Consider the following 25122-nt stretch of genomic DNA (forward strand, 5'->3'; position numbering starts at 1 on the left):
CACCATCGCTGGGGTGTGCCAGAAGCGGGGGCTATCAAGCAACTGCAGGGTGTACCTGCGTATCTAGCACACCGTGAGTCTCAAAGGTGCCCAGGTTGCTGTAGACATTTACCGATAAACCAAAAGGGAAATCCTCTCCCTCTCGCACTATCCGTACCCGCCGGTTGCCCGAGTGTGTGTCCAGCACGTCGAAGACTGTGCCTTTGATGATCGGTGCCAGGCCTGATGGCTCATGTGGGGTATAAGTGACCCGGTCCAAGGGTCTTACGACACAGGCGGCAGTCATGGTCGCCGGCGCACCGGGAGAAGTGCGTGATGGGTTGAGGCTCATCGTGAAATGTCCGGTTGATTTAGAGAAGGCCATGCTCCCCTAGCCAGCTGTGTGCCACGAGCCCCTGCGAGGATCTATCAGGGGCCCGTCCCCGTCATGCAGGCTCAAGGTAGTGCTCAGTACCAAGTGTGGCTGGGGAGATACGTTGGATCAGCCAAGTGCGGTGATAGAGTTGCCCATCTCGCACAAACCAAGAATCACCAAGGAGTTTCGACATATCGGCTTCAATTTTCGCTTCGATTTCAGCTGGAGTGAGGTCAAGCGGCAAGCCATCCGCAATTCGTTGCTCCTTGAGAGCACGGATGTGCATCACGCACTGACTGGCTAAGAATCCAGCAAACCGATCGCCGGGTTTGCCGGCCTGGCCTGAGGAAATGATTGCAGCCCAGAGTGCTTCGTCGTCCATTTTGCCCGAAGCAGAGACCCAGGCGGCTTCACGCTCAATCCGCCAGCGACATTCCGCCTTCACCAGTTCGGGGGTTGTGAGGCTGCTGACATCATCACGATGCCAGCAGCAGAGGGTGGCTGTGGCGTCACTAGCTGGCTCATCGGCCTGCCATACCCGCCATACGAAACCCATCGCGTCCCAACCAGGGCAAGTCACGGTGAGGTCGCTGGCGACTTCAACTTCCAGCTGGGTCCAAACGGACTGACAGATTAAGACGCCGTGGCGGCTGTCCCAATCAGGGGTCCACTCTTCTGGCCCGAATGGAATTGATACTGGGCTATCGGATTCGACTACGCGGTACCAGGGGTAACTGTGATTGAGTGGTGGAGGCAGAATCAAGGGCCGGAGGCCGGCTAACAGGCGTTGATACAGCACCGATTTGTCGAGCACTTGGTTCTCTTGCGCTCCGGCCGCGGCCACAACCTCCCGATACCGATTCAATGCGCGCTCCTCGGGGACGATCTGAGACATAAAAAATTTCCTTAGCGGCATTCGCTGCAGAAGCCTGGGGCCAGGTATGCAGCCATGAACTGGCCACAACCATCGCAGCGAGGTGATTTCTTGCGGCTGCGGGCGGGCTGAACCAACTTGATGCCCGTAGCCTCGAGCGCCTGCGAGACCTTCATAGCGTCAGCAGAGGCGATGTAACGGGCCTGAGCATCAATGTATGCCTTGGGCCAGATGTGTCGGGTGCGTGCAGCAGCCTCACTCCCGAACCGCGCACACGCCTCATTGAGCGTATAAACCGAGGCATGGGTGAGATCAGTTGTTTGGCCTGCGGGGCTGACCCAGTACATGTCGTTGCCGTCGAAGTCGAACCTCGCCGCGACATAGCACAAGTCAGTCCCCGCCTGAGGCACCCAGTGAATGTTGATGTACTGGAAGTCGACGGCCAGCTCACGGCGAGCCCGGACGAACACCAGGGGCCAGGGAATGTCAGTCTCCCGGGAGGCATGCTGGGCAACTGCTTCCTCGCAGGTAAAAATCTGAGCTTGGTCGATATTCGTGGTGTAAGACCCACCTTCCCGCCACCAGCTAATCCTGCTTCCGATCAATCCCCGTGAATCCTGGAGGATGAACTGTTCCAATGCGAAAGTCCTTTTGTGGGCCAGCTGTTCTGGCTGTGGGCATCAGAATGGGGCCACCACACGGCCGTCAGCCGCGTAGAACACCTGCTTGTTGACAGCGTTGTGCTGGGAGTCCAGGTAAGCGGCTCGCCACATCACATCTGGTATCGGGAAGCCAAGTTGATTACTGACCTGCTTGAAAATGCTCAGGTCTTTGGGATGGCCAACGCCATTGAGATTGCTGTAGACCACCCCGTCATCGTCATCAGGCAGCGAGTCCTGATCCTCCTTGAGAGCAACCAGGTAAAAGCCTTGAAGCGGGCGATCCCAGCCGAGCTGAATTCGCACGTCGCACCCGCTTCTTTCGTGGAAGAACTTCAAAAAATGCTGGCTCATGCTCACTCCTAGTAGGTAAACCTACAGGCTAACCCGCGTCCTGCTACGCCCAAACCCAAAATGGGGGTCCGGATTTAGCTAAGAACCTCTAAGGCTGATCTTCAAAGAGCAATGCGGGCATTCCTGAGGTGTTGAGCATTCTCACTAATCGTGACCGTGCCAGAACCCTATTCAGCTACATGGATAGCAAACACGTTCACAGGCTCGATGCCGAAGTGCTCATGCTGAATGGTCTGTTCCTCATAGCCGCGCCAAGGCCGCATGAGGACTCGATTAGTGTCACCTTTCTTTGGATACCCCCAGCAGATTCGGATCATGTCGTAAGCACGACCCTCAAGCCGTTTCCGCCAGAAAGGCGTGCGCAGACGGTACTCGAAGGTCTTAGTCCCGGCTTTGATCTGATGGAAATAGGTACCGATCAGGTTAATGGTAATAATCTTCACTTGGTGATCTCACATCGTGTTGGGTTGACAACTCAGTCATCGGTATACGCCCAAGGCGGCGTGTTCATCAGACGGGTCGATGCCAATATCTGGGATTCTATCTCCCAGCCTAACGCTCGTTGACCGTTCTAGGGGTGTCAGATGTTCTGTGGGGAACCCAATGCCACGCACGTCGCCTCCATTAGCACCATGTACGCGATAGCTGGTCAGCTAGGGAGATGACACAATCCAAGAAATCACAACGGCCCGGCGCTGAGCCAAGTCGTTCGCCAAAAGCAAAGGGTGTTACTAGCCTTGAAGAAAATCATGTTATCCGAACGAGACCGTAGCTTCGGCCAGATCGGTGGTGCGCCTTTGCTCAAGGACCTTTCCTTGTGGCCGGCCAACCCGCAGACCGGTGGGTTGCTGACGCCCATTCTGACCCTGACCGAACAGTTCCAACCAGCCCGGTTCGTCCCGCCAGGCATGGCTATCACGGTTTTCCTCGCCGTCGAACAAAAGCAGGACGGCGGGTTCAGCCGCCCGCTCCAGCGCCGCTATACAGTCAATCAGCAATCGGAGCTGCAGAACGTCATCAGCGCTGGCTTTGCCCGGGTCATCCTGCATGAACTCGCCAGCCAGCCACTAGAGCCCAGCAATGCCCCCTTGCTGCTGAAACGAGCGCTCATCGATTTTGAAGAAATGACTGCCGAGGAGCGTGACGAAGAGCATGAGGACGAGGACAGCGGGATTGGCCTGAGCAAACCCAGCGGCCGCCCCTGCTGGCTGCAGGACCCTATCTACGAACCACCGCGCTACATGTTCATGATGCAGCTGGTGGACGCCGACGTGGCCGAAGCCAGCCCCCAACATGCTGGGTTGTTCGGCGAAGGCATCGGATATCTTTTCGTGGACATGCAGGCGCGCCGTGGCAAGGAAGGCGACGACGCCGGTTTCTTCTTCATTCAGTTCACCTGAGCCATGAAAATCATATTTACCGAAGAAGATAAAGGCCTCGGGCAAGTGGGGGGCAGCGTCCGCATGGACGACCCAGGCTTGTGGCCTTTGTCGCCCGACACTCAGGAACCGATGACGCCTCTGTGTACGGTCACGGAATACTTCCTGCCGGCTAAAATCTTTCCGCTCGGCATGGCTGCCACAGTATTCATCACAGCTCGAAAACAGCGCGCTGGCGGCTTCAAGCAATCCGTCGCCACCCGCTACTCACTTCATGAGCAAGCGGAGCTACCCGGTATCCACAATGGTTACGCACGGTTCATTCTCCACCGGCTGTGTGAGGAGGAGTTACCAGCCCCGCCTGGAACGCTCTTGCTGGAGCGTCGCTTTATCGACTTCGAGCCAATGACCGACGAGGAATTCGCCGAAGAGCACGAAGACGAGGACTCAGGTCTTGGCATCAGCAAGCAACTCGGTCGAGCAGCCTGGATGCAAGATCCCATCTATGTTCCAAGCCGGTACCTGCTTCTTTTACAACTGACCGACTACGAAATCAGCCGCTGGGCCCCCCAGCAGGAAGGGATCTTCCAGGATGGCATCGGTTACATTTATCTGGACAAGCAAGCCCGACGAAAAAAACAAGGCGACGAAGCCGGGTTCTTTTTCGTTCAGTACGCCTGAGTGGCCGAAAGAGTATGCCTCTGACATGAAAATCTACTATTTGGACAACCTGCCATCCCCTTGGGGAGACTGGGGCACAGCACTGCTTCAGGGAATGATCGCCTGGGATGAGGATACCGACATAGACAGCATCATGCGCGCCGGCCCCTTTACCCCGGCTGCGTATATACGATCGGGATCGCTGGTACTCACCGAACCGGTCAAGCAAGCCCTGGAAAAAAGCGGGTTGAAGGGCATCAGCCGTTTTGAGCATCTGGAAAAAACCCACATCGTGCACATCGACTGGTTGCACTGGGATACCAGCAAGCCCATTACCGACTACCTCGATCTGGAAGGGGGGCCGACGTCGATCATCGATACCTTGCCGCATGACCCGGCATTGGCTAAGAGCATGCCGGAGTATTGGCAAGCATTAGTCGTCGGCAAGCTCAATTTGTTCAAGGACCCACAGCACGGACCTGCTGACCTCGGCCAGTATCTGAAGGTGCTTAAGGCCGATGAACAGGCCGACTTTTTCAAAGGCGATGTTTATCGTGGGTATTTTCTGAGCGAACGCGCCAAGGAATGGATGGAGCGGCAATGTCCAGGTTGCTTCACATTCACTCTGCTCCGTTGATCAACTCAGCTGCTGGCCCCGCTACGGCTGCGTAATATGTCGATGAAGCCTAGACCTTTGTCGAGCCGTACTTGGCCACAATGCAGCGCATGGGCCGGCCCAGCGCCGTTTCTGAGTCGAGAAGGATCAACTGGAGCTGCTCGCTACCGACCTCATCGCCCCTTAGCACATGAGCAGGCGTGTACTTGAAAATCCAACATGTGGGCATGTGAGCGCAAAGTCAGTAGCTGGTGGCCATCAAAGGGGTCCCCTTAATCTGATCCGTCTCCCCATCGCATCCAAGCTAACTGCCTTAGAGCAGCAATTCCTACACCGACCAGTAGCGCCAGGAAATCCGACGTATTGCCTAGCCAGGTGGCGATCGCCAGTGTTGGCAGGATAGACATCATTGCGATGAGAACCAGGCCCATTGGACTGCGCAGCCAGAAATACATGCTTCCCATAAAAAAACCTCTATCAATCGGCTCATAGTGCCTAAGGAATGGCAGAGCCTGATTTTAGCCCAATGGGTCCAGGCCCTGAGAGGGCGGTGGGTTACAGCCGCGGGTAGCTTTGTTGCGTTCTGTTTCCTGGCGGCGATGTTTCAGCCCACGCATCGCGTGCGAAGACGTGGCCATCATGCTCATATTTTTTCAGCGAATGTAGGACGCGAGCCGGAACAGAGCTGGGCAAAGCTGTCGATCATCCCCTGGGCATCGTTCACATCGACAGTAAAGCGAGCCTTCAAGTCGGTCCCAACTTTTTCGTAGGACAAGCCCACTGTGCGGCCAGTTCTAAATGCGGTCAGTTGCTCAGGAGTCGGATCGAAGGTGATGTAGGAAAATCCGTTCTTGAGGCTGGGCCCCACCTTGCCGTTGCGCACAGGGAAGCTCTTGTTATCAACCGTCAGGGACAAGCTGTCCATCATCCCGAGCAGACTGGTGTCGTACCATGCCTTGTAGAATGCGGCCATGGATACACCGCCTCTTGCATTACACGACATGCCTATACGGCCGGTACCGGTGATTTTCGTCTGTTCACCCATCAGGTACACAAGCCCGTGCTCTCCTCGAATTGTCCAGGTCGCCGGTAGCGACCCCGCATTCACCAAGTCCAACTCGTAGGACTCAAGTGGGGTCAGGTAATTCATCTCAGCCGGGCCAGCCTGGCCAGCGACCTCCAGCAAGCGGAGGTCGATACCCAAATTGCTAAGGTGGTTAGCGAGAAGGGTGGAGGTGATCTGACCCGTTGCGATATCGGTGTCACCCGTTACGCCGCTGGCCTTGAAGAATTGATGCACCCCCATCTTGGACACACCATCCATAAGCCTGAAGACCCCGCCGGCGAATGCGAAGGGGCAGGCACTTTCGCAGTACCCCGGGCTCGGATTTGTACTGGGGCCGTTCCAAGCCCCTATTCGAGTCGAAAACCCTCGCTCCCGAATGAGCTGTCCTAGCTCCATGGCAGCGATGAGATCACCCCCATGGGAGTTGAAATAGACAAAACCGACCTGTCTGTCTTTCAGGAAGCCGTTCTTACGAAACGCCTCGACAGTGGGGCGATGGATGTATCCGTCGATGAACACCTCAGGAATGTCCTGGGGAGCCTTGGGCGCAACGAAGTTGATCTGCGCCGGCACGAGTCGTTTGTCGACTTGTTTGGAGCTTGACTCGGCTGCATACGACGCTGCAGAGAAGAGCAGACTGGCGGCTACAAGCATGAATCTCTTCACACGAGCTCCTCTTCCACTTCTGTGAACATAAGGCCAGCCTGCGCCTTCAAAAAATCGGAAAGCTCCGCACTAGCAGCTTGAAGGTTTGCAAGGTTTTTACCGTGGAGGCGCACCGCGGAGTGGCTGAAGAATACTGATCCGTCAAAGGTCAATTCATACTTCTTACACAGGCGCTTGCTTTCGGCCTCGATTCCGAAATCAGTCTCCGCTACGTAATTTCTCGTGCTTCCATTTCTGTATTTATACGGGATGTAAACAGAGTGCAGGAAGAAAAGCACTGGTTCAGGAACGATAGTCCTTGTCATACGGATACCTCAGTCAATGCTCAATGATTGCATGATGAGGCCACAATGCGCGTGCCAAAACCCCCTAACAAAATTCTGGGGATGCAACGCGCTGCGGGGGTTCACCGGCTAGATCAGTGATTGCAGCAGCAAGGCGTTCCAGTTCGGTCTCAAGGCTAGCCCGAGGCACAACCCACTTCAAACCTATGTAATCGACGCTAAATGCAGAGTGAGGTCGCAACCATGTCAGAGGCCCAGGCTGCTGAGCGAACAGAGTCGCAGCAAAGATTCCCTGCTCTCGCAGGGCCCCGCTAAGATCGTCGACGGTAGAGAGCGAGTGGTCCGCGTGTACTGAGAAATGAATCTCTGCGGTTGGTGCATCTGCAGAAGCTCGGTCGGGCCACAGGGCTTCGCAAACGAGCCAACTCGTCGCGGTAGCAAATACGCCTGGCAGACCGCTGATGCCAGAGGTTGGATACTGCTCGGCCCCCGGTGCGGACTGTGTGTTCAAGGGCGGATTGCGGACGTCTTTCACTACGGTCGCCGGGAAGGTGTACACGATCACAGCCATTCCTCTCCAATTGTGGCTTTCCAACTGCTGAGAGCCGTAGGTACTTTGACCGAACGCAGGCCGGCGTCAGCGAGTCCCCTGCGGATCTCCCGATAGACTTCGCGAAAGTCGTCCCTGGGTATAGCCCACTGCAGTGAGAGAAAGCCAACATCTCCATCCGCTCGAATCCAGTGCAAATTTTCTGGCTGAAATGCGAACAGATCGCCAGGCCGGACGCTCATCGAGGACACCATCCCGGGGGCGTGCATCATCTCAAAGGTGTGATGGGCCTGAAGAGCTAGTGTCACGAATGTGTACTGGCTCCAGGATGGGTCAGAGTGCGGATGGGCTTGGATGCAGCCAAGCCAGGTGAGGAGGTCCAACCTGGGGAGAGGCAGTTCCTCCAACTCTTCGATTCGTTCAACATCGATCTCCCATGAATCTGCGAGGTCTAGTGCGCGAGCTGGCGCTATGAGTCGAGAGAGTGCCAGAGGCTCCAGACGTATCCGGCGCAAAGCACGTGGAAGAGATGTATGCGAATTCATGATCTAGCGCTCAGAAAAACGAAAGCTGTTGAGGCTGGATCTGGACGGCCGGTATTAGCTGCTCCAGCCCCAAATCTTCAGGACCGGGAATGCCGTGCTTGAGATGTTTCAACTCGGTCAGTTCCTCATAGCGCTGAATGACGCTAGTGGCGTCAGTGCACTTGATGTTAAGTCCAATCCCCGCAGCCACCTCTATGCGAATTTCCGCGAGCAGTGATGCTTCCTGGAGGGAAGGGATGCAGGTTGGCCATTGCTTCTCAAAACGTAGGTGATTCGGAATACCGGCCTCGAGCACTTTCCGGCGGGCGGCCGCGGCTTTGGCGAGCTCCAAGCGATCCTTGGTTTCGCTGGATAACAGGGTTTGGTTCACGTCCCCAAGCCACTTGTTGCTCTGAAAGGCGAATGTAGAGTCGATTTCCAAGTCTACCATTTGCCGGTAAAGCTCGTGTCCAGCTGGATCCAGGGTAGCGTTGTAGAGATCTGGTCCCGAAGACATGATGCACCACCTGCACGACACACGACTCATGTTGAAACGGGTATAGGCTTCGTGAGGGTCTAAACCTTCGCTTGCAATCGCGCCCCACACCTCTCCCACGCTCCACTCAATTATCGGGTTCCATTGGTAACCTTCAAAACCTCGGCGAGCAGTCTGAGGGTCGTGTTTCGCAATGGGCATCTTTGCCCGGCTGGATGATTCCTCTCGACGAATACCGGTAGCATTAACGATGTTATAATCTGGATACAACTTCTTCAAACGGCTTCGAATTACGGCGACTTTCAACTCACTGGTGCAAAACCGCATGGAAGGGGTTGACCACGGCAGTATCAATTGAACGCAGCTTAAATCGGTATAGCGCTGGGTGTTATTCGACCACCGCGAGAGCCATCTCTCCATCATCCCGCCAGCCTGTCGAGTGGTGACATCCATCTCCCAGCCGAGCTTTTCAGCTGCTTCCTGGCATTTGAACAGGCTTTGATCCCACTCCACACTGCCCAGGTCTGCATGAACGGCAAGACGTGGCCCTGTAAACCCGATGCTGTTCAGATACCGGTGGGTAGCAATCAACCCAGCAATACTGTCCTTACCGCCACTCACACCGAAAGCGACAACAGTCTTCTGCTGTAGGACGCTGTCAATTTCCGGGGTAGTGGCAACTGGCGGGAGCATGGGCATGGCGATAGGTCCTGGGCTAAATTCGATGACCTATGGTGTGCGACATTCTCATGTGCCAGAACCACTTGGTAGACAGACATGCATCATCCCTTCCGCGGTTGGGAAGGGTTGCAAGAATGGAGTGGCAGGATTACCGCAGCGAAGATCGAGCAATCCTGCAAGTGGCAGGTGGCCTACGAGTTGAAGTGGGCTTGCTCTAGAAGTGAGTTGCCAAGCAGAGTCGAAAGCCTCGAACTGCCTATCTCAGCAACCAGGTCATCGAGAGTCGACAGTACCCGGTACCGAATGTCTTCTAGCTCAATCGAAGTGCCCAGGGAGGCAACCTCGTCGCCTATTCTGAGGCTTGTCAGCCTGCAACCAGTCTCATACAGGCTAACGGCCAGAGACCGCTTGCCTTGCGAACCTACCGCTGAAGGATCTGTATGGACTGACAAGGTGAACTCCGTTTCGTTTATACGGTGTTTGAACAGGTCGACCTGTTCTACCTCAACCATCTCACCATTGCGTCCCGCAACGCGAACCATCATTGAGTGCGACATTAGAACTTCCTTCTACGGGTCTCATGACCCCCATCCATTGATGTGCACCCTTAGGTGCAACAGTCGGCCTTAACTGGCTCTGCCCCCGTTTTCGGCAGGGATCTCGAGGAGTTAAGACCGTTCGTCGGGTTTGTGAACTATTTCACAAATGAGCCAGACGTGATGGGTTGAGTTCCCTTCGCCTAGAAGTAGTCCTCTGCAGCAAGAAAGACGTGTTGTGCCCTTTCAGCTGCAAGAGATTCCCCCAGCTTCGCTCTTTGGTACAGCCCCATTTTGGGAACCCCGGAGGCTCCGGCATTGGGTCAATGAGGTTGCGGGCAACGTTCATTCTGCGCGTCTGATCACTGGGTTTAGTAGCAAGGATTAGCTCACGATTGTTTAGCGCGCCGGTGACGTCATCCCAGTTCACAAGCTCATATTTGAGCCCAGCGTGGGAGAGGATACCTGAAGGTAAAGCCAGGTTCCAGGCATCCCGCCGAGCTCTCCATTCAGCCGCAGGTATCTCTTCAGGGCCATCAGTTGAGTTCTGATAGTGGAAGTCTTGAAACCCCGCCTGGGTGAGAAGCCCGGTGAACCCAGAATCGTTTTCAAGATAGTGAATTGACAGCACATGCCCTGAGAACGGGATGAGCAACACCTCGAAGGTGTAATCCCAGTCCACGCTCCGCGTGCCCTCCACCAAGACCCTAGCTCGTTCGTCCTGCAGAATCTTCCGTATGCGCCAGTAGAAACTGTCGTAGTGGATTCGCGGGATCGGCAGGAAATTGTGATCCATGTCAGCCCAGTAGTAGCGCCGCTCGGCGATTTGCACTGCAACGCCTGCGTGGGCTAAGCGAACCGCCTCATCCCTGATGTCCTGAAGTTTCTTCAGGGCATCGGCCAGGGAACTGTCACGCAAAATGCGCCCGTTGCAGATCTTCGTGCTCATCAGCACCTCCCCTGTGTCTTAGGGAATGATCGCGTGTTTGGCGGTGTGCCACCAGCCATGTCGGATTGCCTAAAAACAGGTGGGCCCGGACGTTATGCGTTATCCAGTCAATCCCGCAGCCAGGAGATGAATCGCCGCATATTCGGGCCAAGCGTTGGGATCTTGAGAAGGCGTCTGTTGGATGCTACCTGGTCGAGTAGCTGCCAAGACCCACAACCACGACCACGACCGAAGCGTCGGAGTTCGGCCGGCTTCCCCGTCAGGGACACTGGAGGCCAGCTGCGGTACCGAGAGATAAAACCACCGATAAAGACGATGGCTGAGGCAGGACTGAGGAACGCAGCGGGCCTTGATAGGGGCCTACCCCTTAAAAGAAGAGTTTTTGAAGGGAAGAAGCAAAGATCAAAAGAAGAGATGCCTGAAACCCCTATGTTTGCTGGGCTGCAGCTCCAATAATGGAGGTTCTGTCTCTTGGTTAAGCCGAGATTTATCTTTCGGTTTTACGCGTATCTATCTCTTTCTGTTGAAGATTTTCCGCTGTTTTGTCTCTCGGCGTTTCCCTCGTGGACCTGCTCGGCCCCGCCAGCTAGAACGAATTACCGGGGATTCATCTCCTGGCAAATCGCATTAATCGGGGATTTGTCTCCTGGCTCAGTCCTCCAGCCTGTGGATAACTTCTCCGAAATGGTCGAAAAACAACCAGATTTCAATTATGGCTGTTTCATCTCCCGGTTTTATCGCGTTTTGTCTCCTGACCGCCTGCGTTACCTGGGCCCAAGCGTCGCTGTAAGCCTGTCAGGGTAGCGGGCACATGGTCAATGCAGGCTGATTTATGAAGGATTTATCTCCTGGCTTCATCACCTGGCTGTGCGTGGAAATGGCTGCAGCCCAGTAAATACGTGGTCTACAGCAATATCCGGCAATTTATCTCCTGGCTTTGCCCCAAGATGAGGTCCGGAATATGCGGCCATTTGTCTCCTGATGCTGAGAGACAAAACCCTGCAAATTCAGTCGATTGAGCCATTTTCCTCATCCGATGAGTGGCCTGGAGTCTCCATATCAGTGGATTTATCTCTTGGTAGGGCAGGCCGAGCCTATCGGGGGAGGATTATCGTGAGATTCATCTCCCAGCTTTTAACCGAGCTGTCCACGGGGCTCGCCCTACTATCAGGTAGCCTAAAACCCAGCAAATATGCGGCCTCCCGCCAATATTTATGGGCTCGATGGCAGCACCCAAGGGCGAATATCCGTCAATTGATCTCTTGGCTCTCCCGATTTCTGATCATGTGCCTCAGGATTTCAGCGGCCGGGTAGGGGGCTCAGCTGGATAAATTTCCAAAAAATTTATGGCATGGCCGCACAGCGACTACCAGGGGGTTTGGCCCAGTTACTACGCGGACTTGAGAATGTGGGGCTACCCACCGAGGATTGGAATATCCGCCGATTTGTCTCTTGGTTATCCGTCGGTTTATCTCCTGGCCTGGTTGCGGTCCGGTGGGCAGAGCTATACGGTTTCGCAAATCAGAGCTTCTGCAGGATCGAGGGAGGAACAATGGGAGCCACAGCCGGGACGACTACGCCAACGGCCACGCAGGAAACGAAATTTCACACCGTCCGTGAGGAGGTATACGTTCCAGCGAAGCCAATAGCGGCCGAAAGCGCAGCAGTTGTCGCTCTCGATCTGTTCGGAAGTTTCCTAGTGAACAGCACCGAGGAGGCCAAGAATTTTGGCAATGTCCTGGTTGGCTGGGATCAGATTCCAAAATTCTCCGCGGACCACCTGAACAACAAAGACGGAGTGGTACCGAACGACCACAGTGTCAATTTTCGTATCAGCGGCCAGGAGGCGAAGCTGACTCTCTTCCCGGGCACGTACTACCCGACGAAAAAAAGCAAGCCAATGCGGCGTTTCCCAGGCGTGAAGGAGCAACTAGTTGAGCAGGCTTTGATCCAGCACGCCACGATCCAAGCAGAAGAACAAACCGTGAACGGTGACACGTCCTATTACGTGACCTTTACGATCAATGCTTTGGCCCGCCAGCTTAAGGCTATGGGCAGCACCATGAGCAATACGCAGATTCGACAAGCGTTAGACGTGCTCTCGAGCTCAGTAATGACGCTGTCCTACGGCGACGACCTCAAGCTGGATAACCGAGATACGATCCTCCCTTCCTTCGATCGGAACAACAAGAGCACCAAAGAGGGGAACAACGGCGACGACATCTGGCGGGTGAAGCTTCACGCGCTGATTGTGCAGTCGATCCTGAAGGTAACGTACCGCCAGTATCCGATCGGTGAATTGAAGGATTACAGCCCTGTGGGCGCTGCGCTCATGAGGCGCATCCACTACATCGTGACCAACGTCTCGGAAGGGCAGCCATACAAATTCACCGTCCAGGAAATGAAGCTGCTGACTGCGGGACTCAACCACGTGCGCCTGTCAGGCAGCATGAACGCTATCAAGAAAGAGCTGGAACGCATGCAGGCCGATAACTACCTGGTACGTTTCACAGTCGAAGAGATTTTTCCCGAGGTTCGCGGCCGCGGTCGACCAGTCCCTATCGACTACCGGTTCACACTCTACCCAGGGCCCCAGTGGATCAAAAATATGAAAGCAGGCTCGATGCGCATGAATGTGATCGAGCAACGCCTGGGTCTACGGCGCAGCCAACGCCCTGAGCGACATGAACAGATGATGCTGAGCCTTTCGAACTAGGGAAGGGAACATTCCAGCATCAAGTAAAAGCGAGCCGCGCTCATAGTTAAGGCCATGACGCGGCTCTTTTGTTTCCGGCGTTCTCTCCAGCAGCTTCTCCGGTTACCAGTGGAGCCGGGAGATAAACATGCATCATTTCAACGACACTCCCGTAATGGAACGATGGGACTCGCTGAGGCGAGCCAGGACTTCACGCATCTGATCACGCTCCCCGCGCGTGTGGTGATCGGTGTGCGCTGACCGCAACAGCTGCTCCTTCAGATCTGCATGCTGGCACTGCAGCTTCACCGGGTCTCGAGTAGGGACAATCGCCGGGTCCAGGCGGACGGTTTTAAGCTTCATATGTAATTCCTTTAAAAAGGCCTGGAAGGAAACTCTCCTGGGCCTGGTTACTGGTGCAATTGATGCCCTCGGCTGTTTCGGCCGCTGACCAGCCAATGATGTTTTTGCCGGCCCCGTGGCAGAAGCCCCCTGCCCAATGCGCGGTACACTGTCGGCATTTACCAATCCAGGGTCTTCCATCAGATGAGTGAGCTAAGCGCCCAGCTATACACAGAGCCGGATGCTGTTGTGGACGCGAGAGGATTGCGGTGCCCGTTGCCGTTGCTGCAGGCCAGGCTTGAATGCAACCGCATGAGGGATGGTCAGGTGCTGCAGGTCGTGTCGACGGATCCGGGTACCCGCCGCGACTTCAGAGCCTTTGCGCAACAGACCGGGCACCAGCTGATAGGGGAGGCCGAGGAGGAAGGGGTGTTTGGTTTTTGGTTGCAGATAAAGCGGAATTAACGACAGGTTGGGGCCGGCTGGCCGGCCCCTCGCTTTCCTGATCTACTCGGCCGGCGCTGCTGCGTTGATTTCTGAAAGTGCTGCCAGATTTCCTTTGAATGCGGCTGTGAACGCCCCGCGGTTCTTGGCCATGAAGATACCCAGATCCTCACAGTGTTTTTCATTCATGTCGGGAAAATTGCGCCCCAGTGATTCAGCAATTTTTTCTGCGAGTTCAAGCATTTGATCGTGGGCATCGGCCGACTTGCGATCCATGAATTCCGAGTCCTTATCGCGGGTGCTTCTGTAGAAGGTTTCAACAGCCATCATGGCCTCTCATTGGGGTGATCTTCTGCATCTACGGTCCAGCATGGGGCTGTTCCGGTGCGGTCGTTACAGGGTGGCTCCCTGAGTGCAAACATTCTTTACCCGTGGAGCGCGTGCCACTAGCGCCAGCTCAGAATCTTCTTCGATTGGGAGGTGGCCGGTGTCCAGGTACGCCCGGCCCATCTCGCTTTCGAGAGCAAATCCGCGCTTCAGCTTCCCGTTGAAACCTTGCATGCCGTGGGATGGGGTATACCAGTGATCGAATTCCTGAAGTGTCAGGGTGTTGCCGTATACCACCACAGCCGGAACATGCATGAGGCTCAGCTGAATGAATGCCATGTGGACTGCCCTGACATCTAGGTCGACCAAGGTGACGTGGAGGTGCTGCTGATGGTTGATACCCATCTCCAGCAGCTTGTTGGCAAAGGAAATCACCATTGCCCCAGATCCGCAGCTTGGCTCCGAGAGAGTGATAAATCCCTTTTGGGCGACCTCCTTGTGAATCCGGTTAGTGTCCATTGCCAGCAGGGAGAGCAGGTTCGAGATCGATGGCGGAGTAAAGAACTGGCCGCGAGCGGCACTGGCCACTCCTAGGCTCATATAAAGCTCGCCCAGGACGTCTGAAGGCTCCTCATGTAGAGCCATAGTGAGATGGTGGAGAAGTACGCTGAAACGGTGCCGATCCTCAGGCTTGTACTTATGGATCAGCTTGAGGTACTGGGCTTCCCGCGCCTCGTGCCCTGCTTGGTCACAAGCGTTGCGGATGGCGATAGCTGCCATTTCAACGAAGTCGGTGAACACGCTCTGAGCCGGGTAATAGCGAATTCCGTCGATGGTGCTCGCCATCGCCTTTAGGTGTTCCTTGATCTTTGCCATTTTCTGCTATCCGAGTAGGGAGTACTCGAGTGTGGGGGCTCCCTGGGCGTGCCAGAACCGTTGGAAATGGAGGTGTGGTTTTGGGGTGCAAAATCTACTGCCGGCGATAGTCTGTTGCGCAGGCCGCGAGCAGCCTGCCCCGATTCATACGAGGGGCCTTAAGGTTTCCTGATTGAGCGGTTCCTGGAGGATATGACGGCAGCCTTAGCTGACAAGTCTGTCTCGTAGATGAGATGAGGGATCCCTGGGGCTCCCTACCAATGCACGGCGTCGCGTGGCCAGACGGGCCAGACATGAGAGGGAAGGCCTCATTTCCCCCGCCTGGCTGGCCGTTTTAGGAAGGGCTAAGGCCTGCGTTGGTTCATATACTCGGTGGCGGATCCGCCATGATCAGACTCCCAGAGGATCTCAGCCAGGCGCTTCATGCACGTCTTGATTCGCGCTGGCGACTCAAGCGGGTATAACGCTTCAGCCTCTTGCTGTAGGGGCTCAACCTTCCTGAAGCGCCCTGAACGTGCCAGACGAAAGAGGTCCGCCACAATTTCCTCGTCAGAAAATTCAACTGGGTTATCAATCCGGGTCATGTCTACTACTCACTCGGTGCATAGGCCCAAGCGATCGGGATCCCTGTGCCTAAATCTTCAAAGCCGGAGCCATCCTCGAACATAGAAGACGCCTTCAAGCCTTCGTCAGTTTTGACCATGAAAGTCCGGTCGAGGCCTTGATCAGTCTTTCGGAGTTCCCGCGGGGGCAGCCCAAATTTGTTGATGGGATGCCAGTGAATCCGGGTTGGCTTGTGCATCGGTGACTCCTTTGGAAAAGGGGGCGGGCCGTGCCTGGTGAAGGCCCACCTTTTTACCTAGGGTCACGGCGCGCGCGGCAGGATACTGGCGACAACGAGCCCTAATTCTGCCGCCAGAGTGACAGCTGCACTTACAGTATCAACACACTCGAACCAATATTCAGGCGTCTGCAAGAGCGCGATCGCGACGGGTGGAGCCTCAGGTACCTCGTTCTGGGGATAGATGCAAACCTGAGCCCCCTGGCGTAAGTAGTCGGCCATCGATGCCCGGGTTTCAGGAAAGACCTTCAGAACGTGGTCCTGCTGCTTCTGAGTCAACCCTTCCAAATTAGGGGCCTCTGACACAGTAGTTTTCCGGCTTTTCATTGGATGTGTGCCATAGCTCATGATCTGAATCGTGGGTGCAATCATATTGCCCTCGCTGGAAGAGTGCCCGAAATTTCGAGCACTGATGCAAGGCCTTTGCTCAATACTCCGAGGGCAGGAGTAGGGTTGTTACCGACCGATCAGCCTCTGTGATCACGTAGATAGCCTTTTCAGCGCCAGGGCCCACGGGAACACTGTATTTAGCCACGATGCGATCTTGGGTGGCTGGATCAAGTGCCATTTCATTTGCGGCGCAGTCTTCTGCGCCCATGAGCCCCCAGTCACCGCTGAGGTACCGAGTAAGGACAATGTCGATGGTTGTCTGTCGAAGTCCGGGGGAATCGAACAGTCCAACAAAACCCCGAGTCCCTACAACAGCCCCAAGATCGAAACGCGGCAGGGTAAGGATTGCGTTGAGACCGGCCTTCGATTTGTGGTTGCTTGGTTGTATGTTCATGGTGGCGCTCCTGGATCAATATTGACCCATGATCTCAGGAGCTGGATGTGCCACCAGCGGGACAGACCGTTTGATTCAACGGTACAGGTAGGGACATCGGAGGCCGTTTGGCTGGTACCGTGCAAGTGTCCATAGCCATGCCGGTGTAAAGCTCCAGGGCGACTATAATCCTGCTGGCAATGGCGTTACCACCGTAAGTGGGCTGCAGCTGATTAAGGCACCCCAGCATTGCTTGCTTCTGCTCGGCACTGAGCGTGTCGAACCTCATGTCCACACCTGGAAATCCAAGAGTGCCCGGCCGACCTTCAAGATACGCCTCCCTGGCTGAGGGATCGAACAATGGCTTCGCCGCGGTCAAAAGCTTGTAGAGGTCTTTCCCGTTAAGGCTGTTCACGGCTGCAACTATTGAGGTGTCTCGCTGCTGCAGGCTGCCAGTGCGCTCCCTGTAGGCAATAGCCACCATCCTCCCCAGCGCACGATCACTGTGCTCCAACACTGCGAACGACGCTTGGTATGCATCCAAGGGCCGGCCGGCGACGAGATCCGCAGTGAAGTCTGACATCAGCCGAACGGCCTGGCTTGTGAAGGTGTCGTATTCGCGGATTTTGATGCCGGCATGAATGGAGCCCAAAAGGGTCAGTCCTAGCAGGCAGAGTGACGTCAGTGTGCGTCGCGGAAGCCCCCCGCGCGGAGATTTTCCTGCAGTCCTGCTCATCCCCATAGCTCTCCACTGTCGGAGTCAACGTGTGGTGACTATAGATGAGCCGAATGGTCCTTTGACTGGACAGAGCAGAAATATCGAGCAGAAGTAGGAGAGGGAAGATTGCGCCGGGCAGGAGCTGCTCTGCGAAATCAGTGTCTGACGCCTTGAGCTGGGAACCTGATGTCAGGGTCCCCGCATCGAGCGAGCAGTGCTTCTATCTGGTTGCTGTACAAAACCCAATCGGCGCAAGCATTCGCCACCATGTCTCGCATCGAAACGCTCTGCGAGGTGTTTGAGAATTCTCTCAACTCGTCGCGCACACCATCTGGGAAGCGGATGTTCAAAGTGTGTTTCGTCCCCGCATCAGGATCAATGCGTTCGAAACGAGATATGACCTCTTTGCCGACCTTTGCTCCCAGGCGATTGACCAACGAGTTACGCATCGTGATCAGCCGGCGGTGACCTTCGAACTGGCTGATTACAGCCAAAGCAACCTCACTATTGAAGCTACGATACTGATTTCGAGCTACGGCCTCGACAGCCTCTTTGAGGGCCATAGGGATGCGCAGAGGAAATTTTTCAGCTGTCTTCGATGGCGCCGCTGGTAGGGCCGGATGCGCTGCAGGCTGGCTGGTAGAACGAATCATCTTGGTGCCCTCAGGGCGGTTGTAAATCGAGCGTCGCGTATTCTCCACAGAACCTACCTATTTTGCTAGCCAATATCATGGCGTCAAAAGTACGACAATGAAGCTTGTAGGGAGCCCCTGAGCTGCCAGGGGCTCAGTAGAGCGTTCAGAGGTCTTTGATGCTCTCGTTCAAGATCTCGAAGTTTTCTGCACCATAGCGCTTAACGAGATCGTCCTTGACCTTCTGAGAGTAGGCGAGAGGGAATACCTCTACCTTGCCAGCATCAGACGTGAACACTACGAGGGTTGCCGCAGTCGCTTGTGCCTTCAGTTTCTTGACGAGATCCATCTCATCCGCAATTTGAGCGATGGCCAGGCACATGTAGTTCGTCGGTGTATCTGGCTTAATTGCAGATTTCGGAATTTTGGACAGATCGAGCTCGAAGCCTTTGATTTTGAGGTTCTGGATGATTTGGTCCTGGAGGCCCTTGTTCAGAACAAGGGTGAACTCGTTCTTTCGGGCAGATCCCGAAGCGGAGCCCACGATCGCCCCATAGAAAAGGATGGTGCAAGACCAAGCCCGATGCTCGGCCCGGGTTGCGGGACCGGTCATATTGCTGAGGGTGATTTTAGCTGCGCGTGCAGCTCTGAGAGCTTCGAACATGGCTTTGAATCCACTGATTGGGAAGGCTCAGCATCAGTGGCTATCGGATGTGGCAGAAGCGGTCCCCTGGTAAGTGCAGGGGTGTTTGCGCCTACCTTTAAAAACGACAAAGCCCGCGCGGGGCGGGCTTTTGGAAAGTCAGTGCTTTCGGCTATTCGTCGTCCACTTCTTCAAGCTGGCCGAAGATTGGTATCTCGATCAGGTGAGTGTGCTCTGGTCGAGCGACTTCATGAGCTCGCAGGATCTGCTGAGCCAGTTGAAGTGCCTCATCTTTGGGGATCACTAATCGCACCAGATCAGGGTAGTGAGACTTCTCTGCACAAATCGTTTTTCCGGCACCGATGGTAAATTGTTGGTCTTTGGTTTTCATGGGTATTCCATTGATCAGCTGCGCGGCTGGCACCAGCTCGGCGCAATGGACTTCAAGGCGTGCGATCCCGTTGGCCGCGGTGAATTGGCTTGGGTCTATTTCACGATGTAGGCAGACAGTGCTCGGAGGTGAAACTCCCGCAGCTTGGCGATGGATTCGCGTGCCTCTAAGGCCGAAGCGGAGCAGGCTTCTGGTATCTCACCCGAACGATCCACTAGGTGGTTCCAGGCCAAGGTTTTGGCCCGACTCGATATTTCAGGACAGGCTACGCTGACGCCTAGCTCGAACTGATCTGGCGATAGGGCGGCGATACGAGTGTTGTACTGTGCCCTCAGCCGGGTTAGGACGTTGCTTATAGCCTGTTTGGTTATGGATACGAATTCAGCACGGGCCGCCCCTGGTTCCATGCCTTCAACCAGCACTCGTCGGGCTGCCGTGAGCATCTCAGTGCTTGTTTGAGGGCCAGAATGAGTATTCAACGCGACGCACAGGTCAAATTCTTCGTCACTCATCTTCAGGGAGCGGGTTGCTTTGTCGGCCATGATGTCTAGTCAGTCAGCTCTTCAGGGGCTTCAGTAAAACCACGAGCAGTCACTTCCGCTGCCGCGGTGGCGTAGTCATCGCCTCGCGCGATGAGGATCTGTGCCAATTGGATTCCGTCCTGGGTCACATCACCGAAACCATGGGATGCTACGTAGTCCTCCAGTTTGGGGACATCCATCAGCGGTTTATCCAGGTGCCGGCCATCCCAGTCACTGCCATCCCACCAATTGGCTGAGTGTGTTTCGCAACAGGGGGCATATGAGACGTTTGCTCCCTGGTCGACGGACTGGGCTAGTACGCGGGCGGCGGGAAGCCTATCACCATCAGCATTGCAGCAGTCCATGTGGCAGAGTACGACAGTCGACATTTGGGGGTACCTCGTATGTTAGATAGCCGATGACTCCGGACGTTGCCAAGGGACGGCAACATTGCCGGAAGGAATCAGCCGCTATCTTGAAGAGGTATTCTCGTGCCAGAAGCCTAATCGCGCTTACTGCGACATGGAACAAGCGCCGGATCGTCTGCCGGTACCCCATTGGCCTCTGCCATTGCGCGGTAGGATTCAAATAGCTCGTGTCCACCATCCGTAACATCGAGCCACTCACCTCTTGCATGCTTGAGCCGCACGTTCAGGTTGTGATCTGCGCCGACCATCAAAAAGCCTGCGCATACTGCCGGCCTGTCAGTTTTGCGTGAATGGCAACTGAAAGTGACTTGCGCCATGTCGTAGGTGGTTCCGGCGGACAGTCGAAATGCCTCAGCAGGAAACACTCCAACCGCATCTTTGCGCCAGGGGCACCGCTGGCATGGCACTTTGCAGTGCTCACCGTTACCGCCGGTGATTGTGAGCACATTGTGGTTCGAGTCGGCGGGTTGCACGTCAGTGATCGTAGCGGCCGGTTTGCTCACGTTGCAGGTCCTTCTAATTCGGGGCTGCCATACCCGGGCACCAAGTCCAACGAGATATCGCCCGCACTTAGCGTCAGCACGCCGACCTGTGGGTGTCGTCGCGCTTCCGCAGCATTAAGTCGAAACGCTTTGAAAACTCCTAATCCGAATGAAAATTGCTGCTGGGGTACCAGGCTGACCAGTTTACCAATCACTGGTAGCGCTTTTGTAAGCGCAGTTCTGCGCTGGGCCCAAGGGAGTTCCGAAATAATCCGGGCAGGGCGGAGGTAGGTAGAGCCGAGTTCGTCTAGCGCTTCGTATTCAACAGAGTTCATGGAGTACTTTCCTTTGAGGTGTAAGAATCTTCCTTCACCCAGCGCCGTGCCAACAGCACCGAGGGACCAACCACGTGGAGATTGGGCCCAGGTTGCCTGTCACTGAATTGTCTATGTCTTGAGAAATGCACACAAGATAGAGGCAGGCCGCTGCCTGGCCTGATGTAAAGCTGTGAGTCAACGCCGGCCCTGCAAGGACTGCAGCGCCGGCAGCACGCGCTGCGCCTCAGATGGATTGAGCTTAGTTATTCGAAGCGTACCTGCAGGTTGTAGCCGTCACCCGTAGCCCAGTCGGTGCGGACCACTGAGATGTTGACCTGACCTACCGTCGCGCTGGCGTTACCCAAGCGGGAAGTGATTGCTGCAGAGATCTGTGGTGGCAGCCGCTTTCCGGTGACCCTTAGGCTGAGGCTGTGTGACGCCTGCAGCAGTAGTTGAAGACCCATCGCTGGCGCTTGGGGCTGATTGAGATTCAGCGCCAGTCTTAGGGTATGGGCCGCAGTTTCGTTACCGTCGGCAAGATAGACCAGGTTGTTGGGCGGTGAACCGCCCCCGATCTCTTTGGGCGGAGTACTGCACCCGGCTTCCCCGGGGCTTCTGACATGCCACTCGCCGGCGATGAGACCTTCAGAGGTCATGTAGGCACAGACCTCCGCTGGATTACCGTCAGGGAGGGCTGCAGCGGCTCCCGTGCTGGCCAACATGAGTGCGAGTGAAAGGGGTAGTAGCGATTTCACAGAAGCTCCTGGGAGGATTGAGCGCCGGCCGGAACAAGGTGTCAGCCGCCCGGCATTTGAATTAGCTAGCAGCTGCAACGGTATCGCGAGAGAAGTAATCCCGGATGGATTGAGAGCAAACAACGCGGAAGGGGCCTGGCCAGTTCTGAACCCATTGTGGCGAGTTAACGGCGAGCCGGAGATCATCCGACGGACTGTCATTGTCCTTAAGTGCCATTGCTTTGACTCTCCCAAGTCGGAGAATCTCGGATGTGACATCGATCGTCGTCGCGCCAGGATCTACTTCAACAGCCTCGTCGTCGACCCACACCTGCGGATAGAAAATGGCGGAAATTCGCTGGTGCTCACTAACCGTGGACAGATACCAGGCGCTGAATTCAGCGGCCGTTGAACAGCCTTCACTATCCGGCAAGCAATCGATCTTGAAGTCTTGGTGGCCGACTGCGTGAGAAGGTTCGCCGTCGCGCGAGCACGCATAGAGCGCGTACTGGCCCCGGACATGGGATGGCTGGTAGCAGAAGACGTTCTTTACGTTGTCTTTGTAGTAGACCCGACAGAAGCCGTTGTCGGTCTGTAGGAAGGTCAGGAGCTGCATTGTGATTCCTCGTTATTTGACACGCCCATGGTCAACGATGCCTGGGCGTGCCAGAACCTCACGCAGCTTCCTGTGCCTGCTTCGGTAAATAGCGATCGACGAGTAGCCGCATACGGCCGGTGTCGGGAACGTTGGCCTTAAACACCCGGTCCGGATCAGTAATGCCGTCGGCTTGTGCTGCTTTCACCCCTAGAAGTTCGATAATGGGAGGGTCGGAGCCATCCTGCGAAACGAGGTACACCGACAGAACAGGGTTTTTCTGGCCATCTCGATCCAGCCGGCCAGTTACCTGTTCATGGATTTTTGGTGACCAGTCCAGCTCACCGTGAAGCACGACGCTGCACCGCTCCTGGAGCCCATCTAGGCCCGCGCCGGAATGCAGCGAGAGAATCAGCAGATTTGTTTCCCCTGCCATGAATCGTCGCTTGGCCTCGGCCTTCTGCTTGGGTGACTCCGAGCCCGTGTACATGGCGGGATTGAATTCAGCCAACTCATCCAGCCAGATGTCATACACAGCCCGGTGCCAACCAGCTAGGACAATCGGGGTGTTGTCTTCCAGGAACATACGGGCGTACTGCGCAATGACTTTGGCTTTGGAGATGCCGGTAGCCTGGCGGACTAGCATGTCCAGTTCTCGGCCGGCCTGTCCCCGCTCTTCAAAACTCCCCGTTTCGTAACGGAGCGCCAGTTTCTTCGCAAGATCTTCGATGGAGCGAAGGGCCTTATGGTCGTGTGCGATGTCCTCGACCATCGTGTTGACCGGCGGAAGCTCACGGCCCACATCCTCTCTGAGCCTGCGAAGCATCACCTTTTGATCCCTCAGATAAGCACCGAGGGCCTTACTATCATCGACGGATTTTCCATCCGTACACCACTCGCGCAGGAATTCAATGCGGTTACCCAGCACGTTTATCTGGAGGATTTCCAGGATGTTGAATATCTCAATGCCGTAGTTATGAACTGGCGTGGCAGAGAGGCCGAGTCTGAAGTCTACATGCTGCGCCAAAACGAGTGAGGATTCGCCCTTGATGCTGTCGGTCCCTTTACGCAGACCTTGGATCTCGTCCCAGCATGCAGATTTGAAAAAGCGGGATTTGAATAGATCCACCCAGCCGGCAAGCTTCCCATAGGTGATGACATAGACGTCACTTTCCGGCAGGTCATATGGCGAACCAGTTTTGATGATATGGGCGGAAAGGTCAGAGAATTCCTCGATCTTCCGTTTCCACTGATCCTGCAGGTGCGTATCTACGACCACGATCCCGGGCCGGCATGCCGGATTCAAAAGCCACATTACCGTGGCCGCGGTTTTCCCCAGGCCTATGTCGTCCGCTAGCAACAAGCTGCGCATTGCATGGCCCAGGTCCACTGCTTGCATCTGGTAATGCCTTGCCTGGCAGGCTGGCTTTAGGCCGGCAAAGGGGGAGGCGACGTAATCCGGCAACAGGATCGTCTCCAGCTCTGCTTTCCGGGCCACATACCCCTTCTGGCCTTTTCTCAGCGCCCGGGAGTCCTGAGCAGAGATGTTCAAGGGATAGCGGCTGGTGAACCAGGCAAGGTCACTGCAGTGCTCTAGATCATTCGGGAAAGTGAATTCATCTACACGGGTTTTGGACAGGCGCGGAAAAAGCTGTTTGAGGCGAATTGCGACGTGCGGTGCAAGGTCCTTGATGAGCCAGGATCGCTTGTCGGATGTCAGTGTGAGTTGACCGTAGGAGCTCATCGAAGCCACCCCCGACCTAGCGATGCAAACAGAGCTGGCTTGCTGCCGATCATAGAGGGGAGCGCCATAGCAGTGCCGCTCACTAGCAAAATCCCGTCTATGGACTCGTGCTTGGAGTAGCGCTCAAGCTGCCGATAGATCTTCATGCGCTGAGCCCGGGTCTTCATCTCAAGGACAATTGAGAACCCGCCCTCGTTGATGAGGAAGTCTGGGATGTCATCGCTAGACAGACGGTGTTCGCGCTTGAGGGTGAAGCCAGAGCCTGTGAGGAGGGCTTCCATCTGAGCTTGTGCGAGTTTCTCGTCTCGTGGTTCTACACGCTGCCGGCTGCAAAACTCGGCGATTTTCAACATCGACCGACGGATAGCGAATATTCGCTCGTCGTTGCATACGGTCTCAACGGGGGCTGCGGTCATAATGGAGTACCAAGGTTGTTGATCATCCCAGTACACCTTAACTGCCAATCTTCAGCTACCCAAAACGTGGTGCCAAAATCCAATTGCTCCAGGTCTATCAGACGCAGGCCACTCTCTTTGCCCTGCGCGCTGTAATGCGGTTCTGAATTCGCAAGCGAGCAGCCTCTCGTTCTTCGCCGGCGGTCGGGAGCGCCAGGCCCAACACATGGAAGCGTGCGCGCTCAGCTTCGGTCATCCAGTCGATCACGATCATTCCAGCTGCGTCGCCGGCCATGTAGTGACCTGAGGGTGAAGGCAGACCAGTACGGTCACCAGCCTCATATCTGGCTTTGGATGCCTGAGTAATGGCTTCGCGCTCCGCGCATATAGCTTCGTATGAGAGTTCCTTTCGAACAGCCGCGACCTGGACATCATTGAGTGCCTGAAAGGCTTCAGGATCGGCGATTTGGACAGCTGTGACGGAGGTGGTCTGCATGAGTTTCTCCAATGATCTGTGGCGCAATGATGATCATCGGGATGGCTCGGTGGCAGAAGCCATGAGGCAAAGCTCGGTACCGGGTTGGC

The 25122-nt window shown here is 55.6% G+C and carries 32 protein-coding genes; 5 read left to right on the forward strand and 27 right to left on the reverse strand.

Features of this window, described 5'->3' with window-relative positions; genetic code table 11:
• Positions 1-425 precede the first annotated feature (425 nt).
• The 4 genes from KY379_RS03310 to KY379_RS03325 form a co-directional block, all read right to left on the reverse strand.
• The gene (locus KY379_RS03310) at positions 426-1250 is read right to left on the reverse strand and encodes a hypothetical protein (protein WP_102059458.1); all 825 of its coding nucleotides are present in this window, start codon (positions 1248-1250) and stop codon (positions 426-428) included.
• A gap of 11 nt (positions 1251-1261) precedes the next feature.
• Positions 1262-1867, reverse strand: coding sequence for a hypothetical protein (locus KY379_RS03315; RefSeq protein WP_102059457.1), 606 nt, complete (start codon positions 1865-1867; stop codon positions 1262-1264).
• Between the two features lie 42 nt (positions 1868-1909).
• Entirely contained in the window at positions 1910-2242 is a 333-nt protein-coding gene (locus tag KY379_RS03320; RefSeq protein WP_084851355.1) for a hypothetical protein, read from the reverse strand.
• A 167-nt stretch (positions 2243-2409) separates the two neighbouring features.
• Positions 2410-2685: an RNA-binding protein gene (locus KY379_RS03325; protein WP_102059456.1), complete on the reverse strand. Its 276-nt coding sequence runs from the start codon at positions 2683-2685 to the stop codon at positions 2410-2412.
• A gap of 306 nt (positions 2686-2991) precedes the next feature.
• On the opposite strand from KY379_RS03325, the gene KY379_RS03330 reads away from it, so the two are divergent.
• The 3 genes from KY379_RS03330 to KY379_RS03340 are packed head-to-tail and all read left to right on the forward strand — an operon-like array spanning position 2992 to position 4918.
• On the forward strand, positions 2992-3642 hold the full coding sequence (locus KY379_RS03330) for a hypothetical protein (RefSeq protein WP_253249192.1): 651 nt from the start codon (positions 2992-2994) through the stop codon (positions 3640-3642).
• Between the two features lie 3 nt (positions 3643-3645).
• On the forward strand, positions 3646-4302 hold the full coding sequence (locus KY379_RS03335; RefSeq protein ID WP_102059455.1) for a hypothetical protein: 657 nt from the start codon (positions 3646-3648) through the stop codon (positions 4300-4302).
• A 25-nt stretch (positions 4303-4327) separates the two neighbouring features.
• The gene (locus tag KY379_RS03340) at positions 4328-4918 is read left to right on the forward strand and encodes a hypothetical protein (protein WP_176705103.1); all 591 of its coding nucleotides are present in this window, start codon (positions 4328-4330) and stop codon (positions 4916-4918) included.
• A gap of 622 nt (positions 4919-5540) precedes the next feature.
• On the opposite strand, the gene KY379_RS03345 is transcribed toward KY379_RS03340, so the two are convergent.
• From KY379_RS03345 to KY379_RS03360, 4 genes are all read right to left on the reverse strand, one after another.
• Positions 5541-6629: a hypothetical protein gene (locus tag KY379_RS03345; RefSeq protein WP_102059454.1), complete on the reverse strand. Its 1089-nt coding sequence runs from the start codon at positions 6627-6629 to the stop codon at positions 5541-5543.
• On the reverse strand, positions 6626-6934 hold the full coding sequence (locus KY379_RS03350; RefSeq protein ID WP_084859110.1) for a hypothetical protein: 309 nt from the start codon (positions 6932-6934) through the stop codon (positions 6626-6628). Before KY379_RS03350 ends, KY379_RS03345 begins: the two co-directional genes overlap by 4 nt.
• A gap of 1084 nt (positions 6935-8018) precedes the next feature.
• Complete coding sequence (locus tag KY379_RS03355) at positions 8019-9182, reverse strand: phosphoadenosine phosphosulfate reductase family protein (RefSeq protein ID WP_084859112.1); 1164 nt, start codon at positions 9180-9182, stop codon at positions 8019-8021.
• A 681-nt stretch (positions 9183-9863) separates the two neighbouring features.
• On the reverse strand, positions 9864-10649 hold the full coding sequence (locus tag KY379_RS03360; protein WP_084859114.1) for a hypothetical protein: 786 nt from the start codon (positions 10647-10649) through the stop codon (positions 9864-9866).
• 1699 nt (positions 10650-12348) lie between these two features.
• On the opposite strand from KY379_RS03360, the gene KY379_RS03365 reads away from it, so the two are divergent.
• Positions 12349-13365, forward strand: a complete 1017-nt coding sequence (locus KY379_RS03365; protein ID WP_143515263.1) for a hypothetical protein — start codon at positions 12349-12351, stop codon at positions 13363-13365.
• Between the two features lie 132 nt (positions 13366-13497).
• On the opposite strand, the gene KY379_RS03370 is transcribed toward KY379_RS03365, so the two are convergent.
• Positions 13498-13707: a hypothetical protein gene (locus KY379_RS03370; protein ID WP_084851376.1), complete on the reverse strand. Its 210-nt coding sequence runs from the start codon at positions 13705-13707 to the stop codon at positions 13498-13500.
• Between the two features lie 183 nt (positions 13708-13890).
• On the opposite strand from KY379_RS03370, the gene KY379_RS03375 reads away from it, so the two are divergent.
• Positions 13891-14151: a sulfurtransferase TusA family protein gene (locus KY379_RS03375; protein ID WP_084851378.1), complete on the forward strand. Its 261-nt coding sequence runs from the start codon at positions 13891-13893 to the stop codon at positions 14149-14151.
• Positions 14152-14193: 42 nt separating this feature from the next.
• Here KY379_RS03375 and KY379_RS03380 read toward each other — a convergent pair whose 3' ends face one another.
• The 18 genes from KY379_RS03380 to KY379_RS03465 form a co-directional block, all read right to left on the reverse strand.
• A complete protein-coding gene (locus KY379_RS03380; protein ID WP_084851469.1) occupies positions 14194-14457 on the reverse strand; it encodes a YebG family protein in 264 nt (87 codons plus the stop codon).
• A 66-nt stretch (positions 14458-14523) separates the two neighbouring features.
• Positions 14524-15333, reverse strand: a complete 810-nt coding sequence (locus KY379_RS03385; RefSeq protein WP_084851379.1) for an N-6 DNA methylase — start codon at positions 15331-15333, stop codon at positions 14524-14526.
• Positions 15334-15922: 589 nt separating this feature from the next.
• A complete protein-coding gene (locus KY379_RS03390) occupies positions 15923-16135 on the reverse strand; it encodes a hypothetical protein (protein WP_084851384.1) in 213 nt (70 codons plus the stop codon).
• Positions 16136-16198: 63 nt separating this feature from the next.
• Positions 16199-16546, reverse strand: a complete 348-nt coding sequence (locus KY379_RS03395; RefSeq protein ID WP_084851386.1) for a hypothetical protein — start codon at positions 16544-16546, stop codon at positions 16199-16201.
• A 55-nt stretch (positions 16547-16601) separates the two neighbouring features.
• Complete coding sequence (locus tag KY379_RS03400) at positions 16602-16958, reverse strand: hypothetical protein (RefSeq protein ID WP_084851388.1); 357 nt, start codon at positions 16956-16958, stop codon at positions 16602-16604.
• Positions 16959-16992: 34 nt separating this feature from the next.
• The gene (locus KY379_RS03405) at positions 16993-17589 is read right to left on the reverse strand and encodes a hypothetical protein (protein WP_084851391.1); all 597 of its coding nucleotides are present in this window, start codon (positions 17587-17589) and stop codon (positions 16993-16995) included.
• A 221-nt stretch (positions 17590-17810) separates the two neighbouring features.
• The gene (locus KY379_RS03410) at positions 17811-18308 is read right to left on the reverse strand and encodes an Arc family DNA-binding protein (RefSeq protein WP_084851393.1); all 498 of its coding nucleotides are present in this window, start codon (positions 18306-18308) and stop codon (positions 17811-17813) included.
• Between the two features lie 145 nt (positions 18309-18453).
• Positions 18454-18951 (reverse strand): hypothetical protein, encoded by a 498-nt coding sequence (locus KY379_RS03415; protein WP_256819927.1) that lies wholly within the window; start codon positions 18949-18951, stop codon positions 18454-18456.
• A 151-nt stretch (positions 18952-19102) separates the two neighbouring features.
• Positions 19103-19321 (reverse strand): hypothetical protein, encoded by a 219-nt coding sequence (locus KY379_RS03420; RefSeq protein WP_084851398.1) that lies wholly within the window; start codon positions 19319-19321, stop codon positions 19103-19105.
• A 95-nt stretch (positions 19322-19416) separates the two neighbouring features.
• Positions 19417-19863, reverse strand: coding sequence for a hypothetical protein (locus KY379_RS03425; RefSeq protein WP_084851401.1), 447 nt, complete (start codon positions 19861-19863; stop codon positions 19417-19419).
• A gap of 5 nt (positions 19864-19868) precedes the next feature.
• Entirely contained in the window at positions 19869-20042 is a 174-nt protein-coding gene (locus KY379_RS03430) for a hypothetical protein (protein ID WP_172402855.1), read from the reverse strand.
• Between the two features lie 302 nt (positions 20043-20344).
• Positions 20345-20773, reverse strand: coding sequence for a DUF6283 family protein (locus KY379_RS03435; RefSeq protein WP_084851403.1), 429 nt, complete (start codon positions 20771-20773; stop codon positions 20345-20347).
• Positions 20770-21087 (reverse strand): hypothetical protein, encoded by a 318-nt coding sequence (locus tag KY379_RS03440; RefSeq protein WP_084851405.1) that lies wholly within the window; start codon positions 21085-21087, stop codon positions 20770-20772. The genes KY379_RS03435 and KY379_RS03440 overlap by 4 nt, the downstream gene beginning before the upstream one ends.
• Positions 21088-21332: 245 nt before the next feature.
• Positions 21333-21725 (reverse strand): hypothetical protein, encoded by a 393-nt coding sequence (locus KY379_RS03445; protein WP_139813945.1) that lies wholly within the window; start codon positions 21723-21725, stop codon positions 21333-21335.
• 160 nt (positions 21726-21885) lie between these two features.
• Positions 21886-22419, reverse strand: coding sequence for a hypothetical protein (locus KY379_RS03450; protein WP_084851409.1), 534 nt, complete (start codon positions 22417-22419; stop codon positions 21886-21888).
• A 58-nt stretch (positions 22420-22477) separates the two neighbouring features.
• The gene (locus KY379_RS03455; protein ID WP_084851411.1) at positions 22478-24142 is read right to left on the reverse strand and encodes a DEAD/DEAH box helicase; all 1665 of its coding nucleotides are present in this window, start codon (positions 24140-24142) and stop codon (positions 22478-22480) included.
• Positions 24139-24558, reverse strand: coding sequence for a hypothetical protein (locus KY379_RS03460; RefSeq protein WP_084851413.1), 420 nt, complete (start codon positions 24556-24558; stop codon positions 24139-24141). The genes KY379_RS03455 and KY379_RS03460 overlap by 4 nt, the downstream gene beginning before the upstream one ends.
• A 97-nt stretch (positions 24559-24655) precedes the next feature.
• On the reverse strand, positions 24656-25033 hold the full coding sequence (locus KY379_RS03465) for a hypothetical protein (protein WP_084851415.1): 378 nt from the start codon (positions 25031-25033) through the stop codon (positions 24656-24658).
• Between the last annotated feature and the right edge of the window lie 89 nt (positions 25034-25122).

The sequence above is a fragment of the Pseudomonas sp. HD6422 genome, assembly GCF_025377065.1.
GTDB lineage: Bacteria > Pseudomonadota > Gammaproteobacteria > Pseudomonadales > Pseudomonadaceae > Aquipseudomonas > Aquipseudomonas putida_U.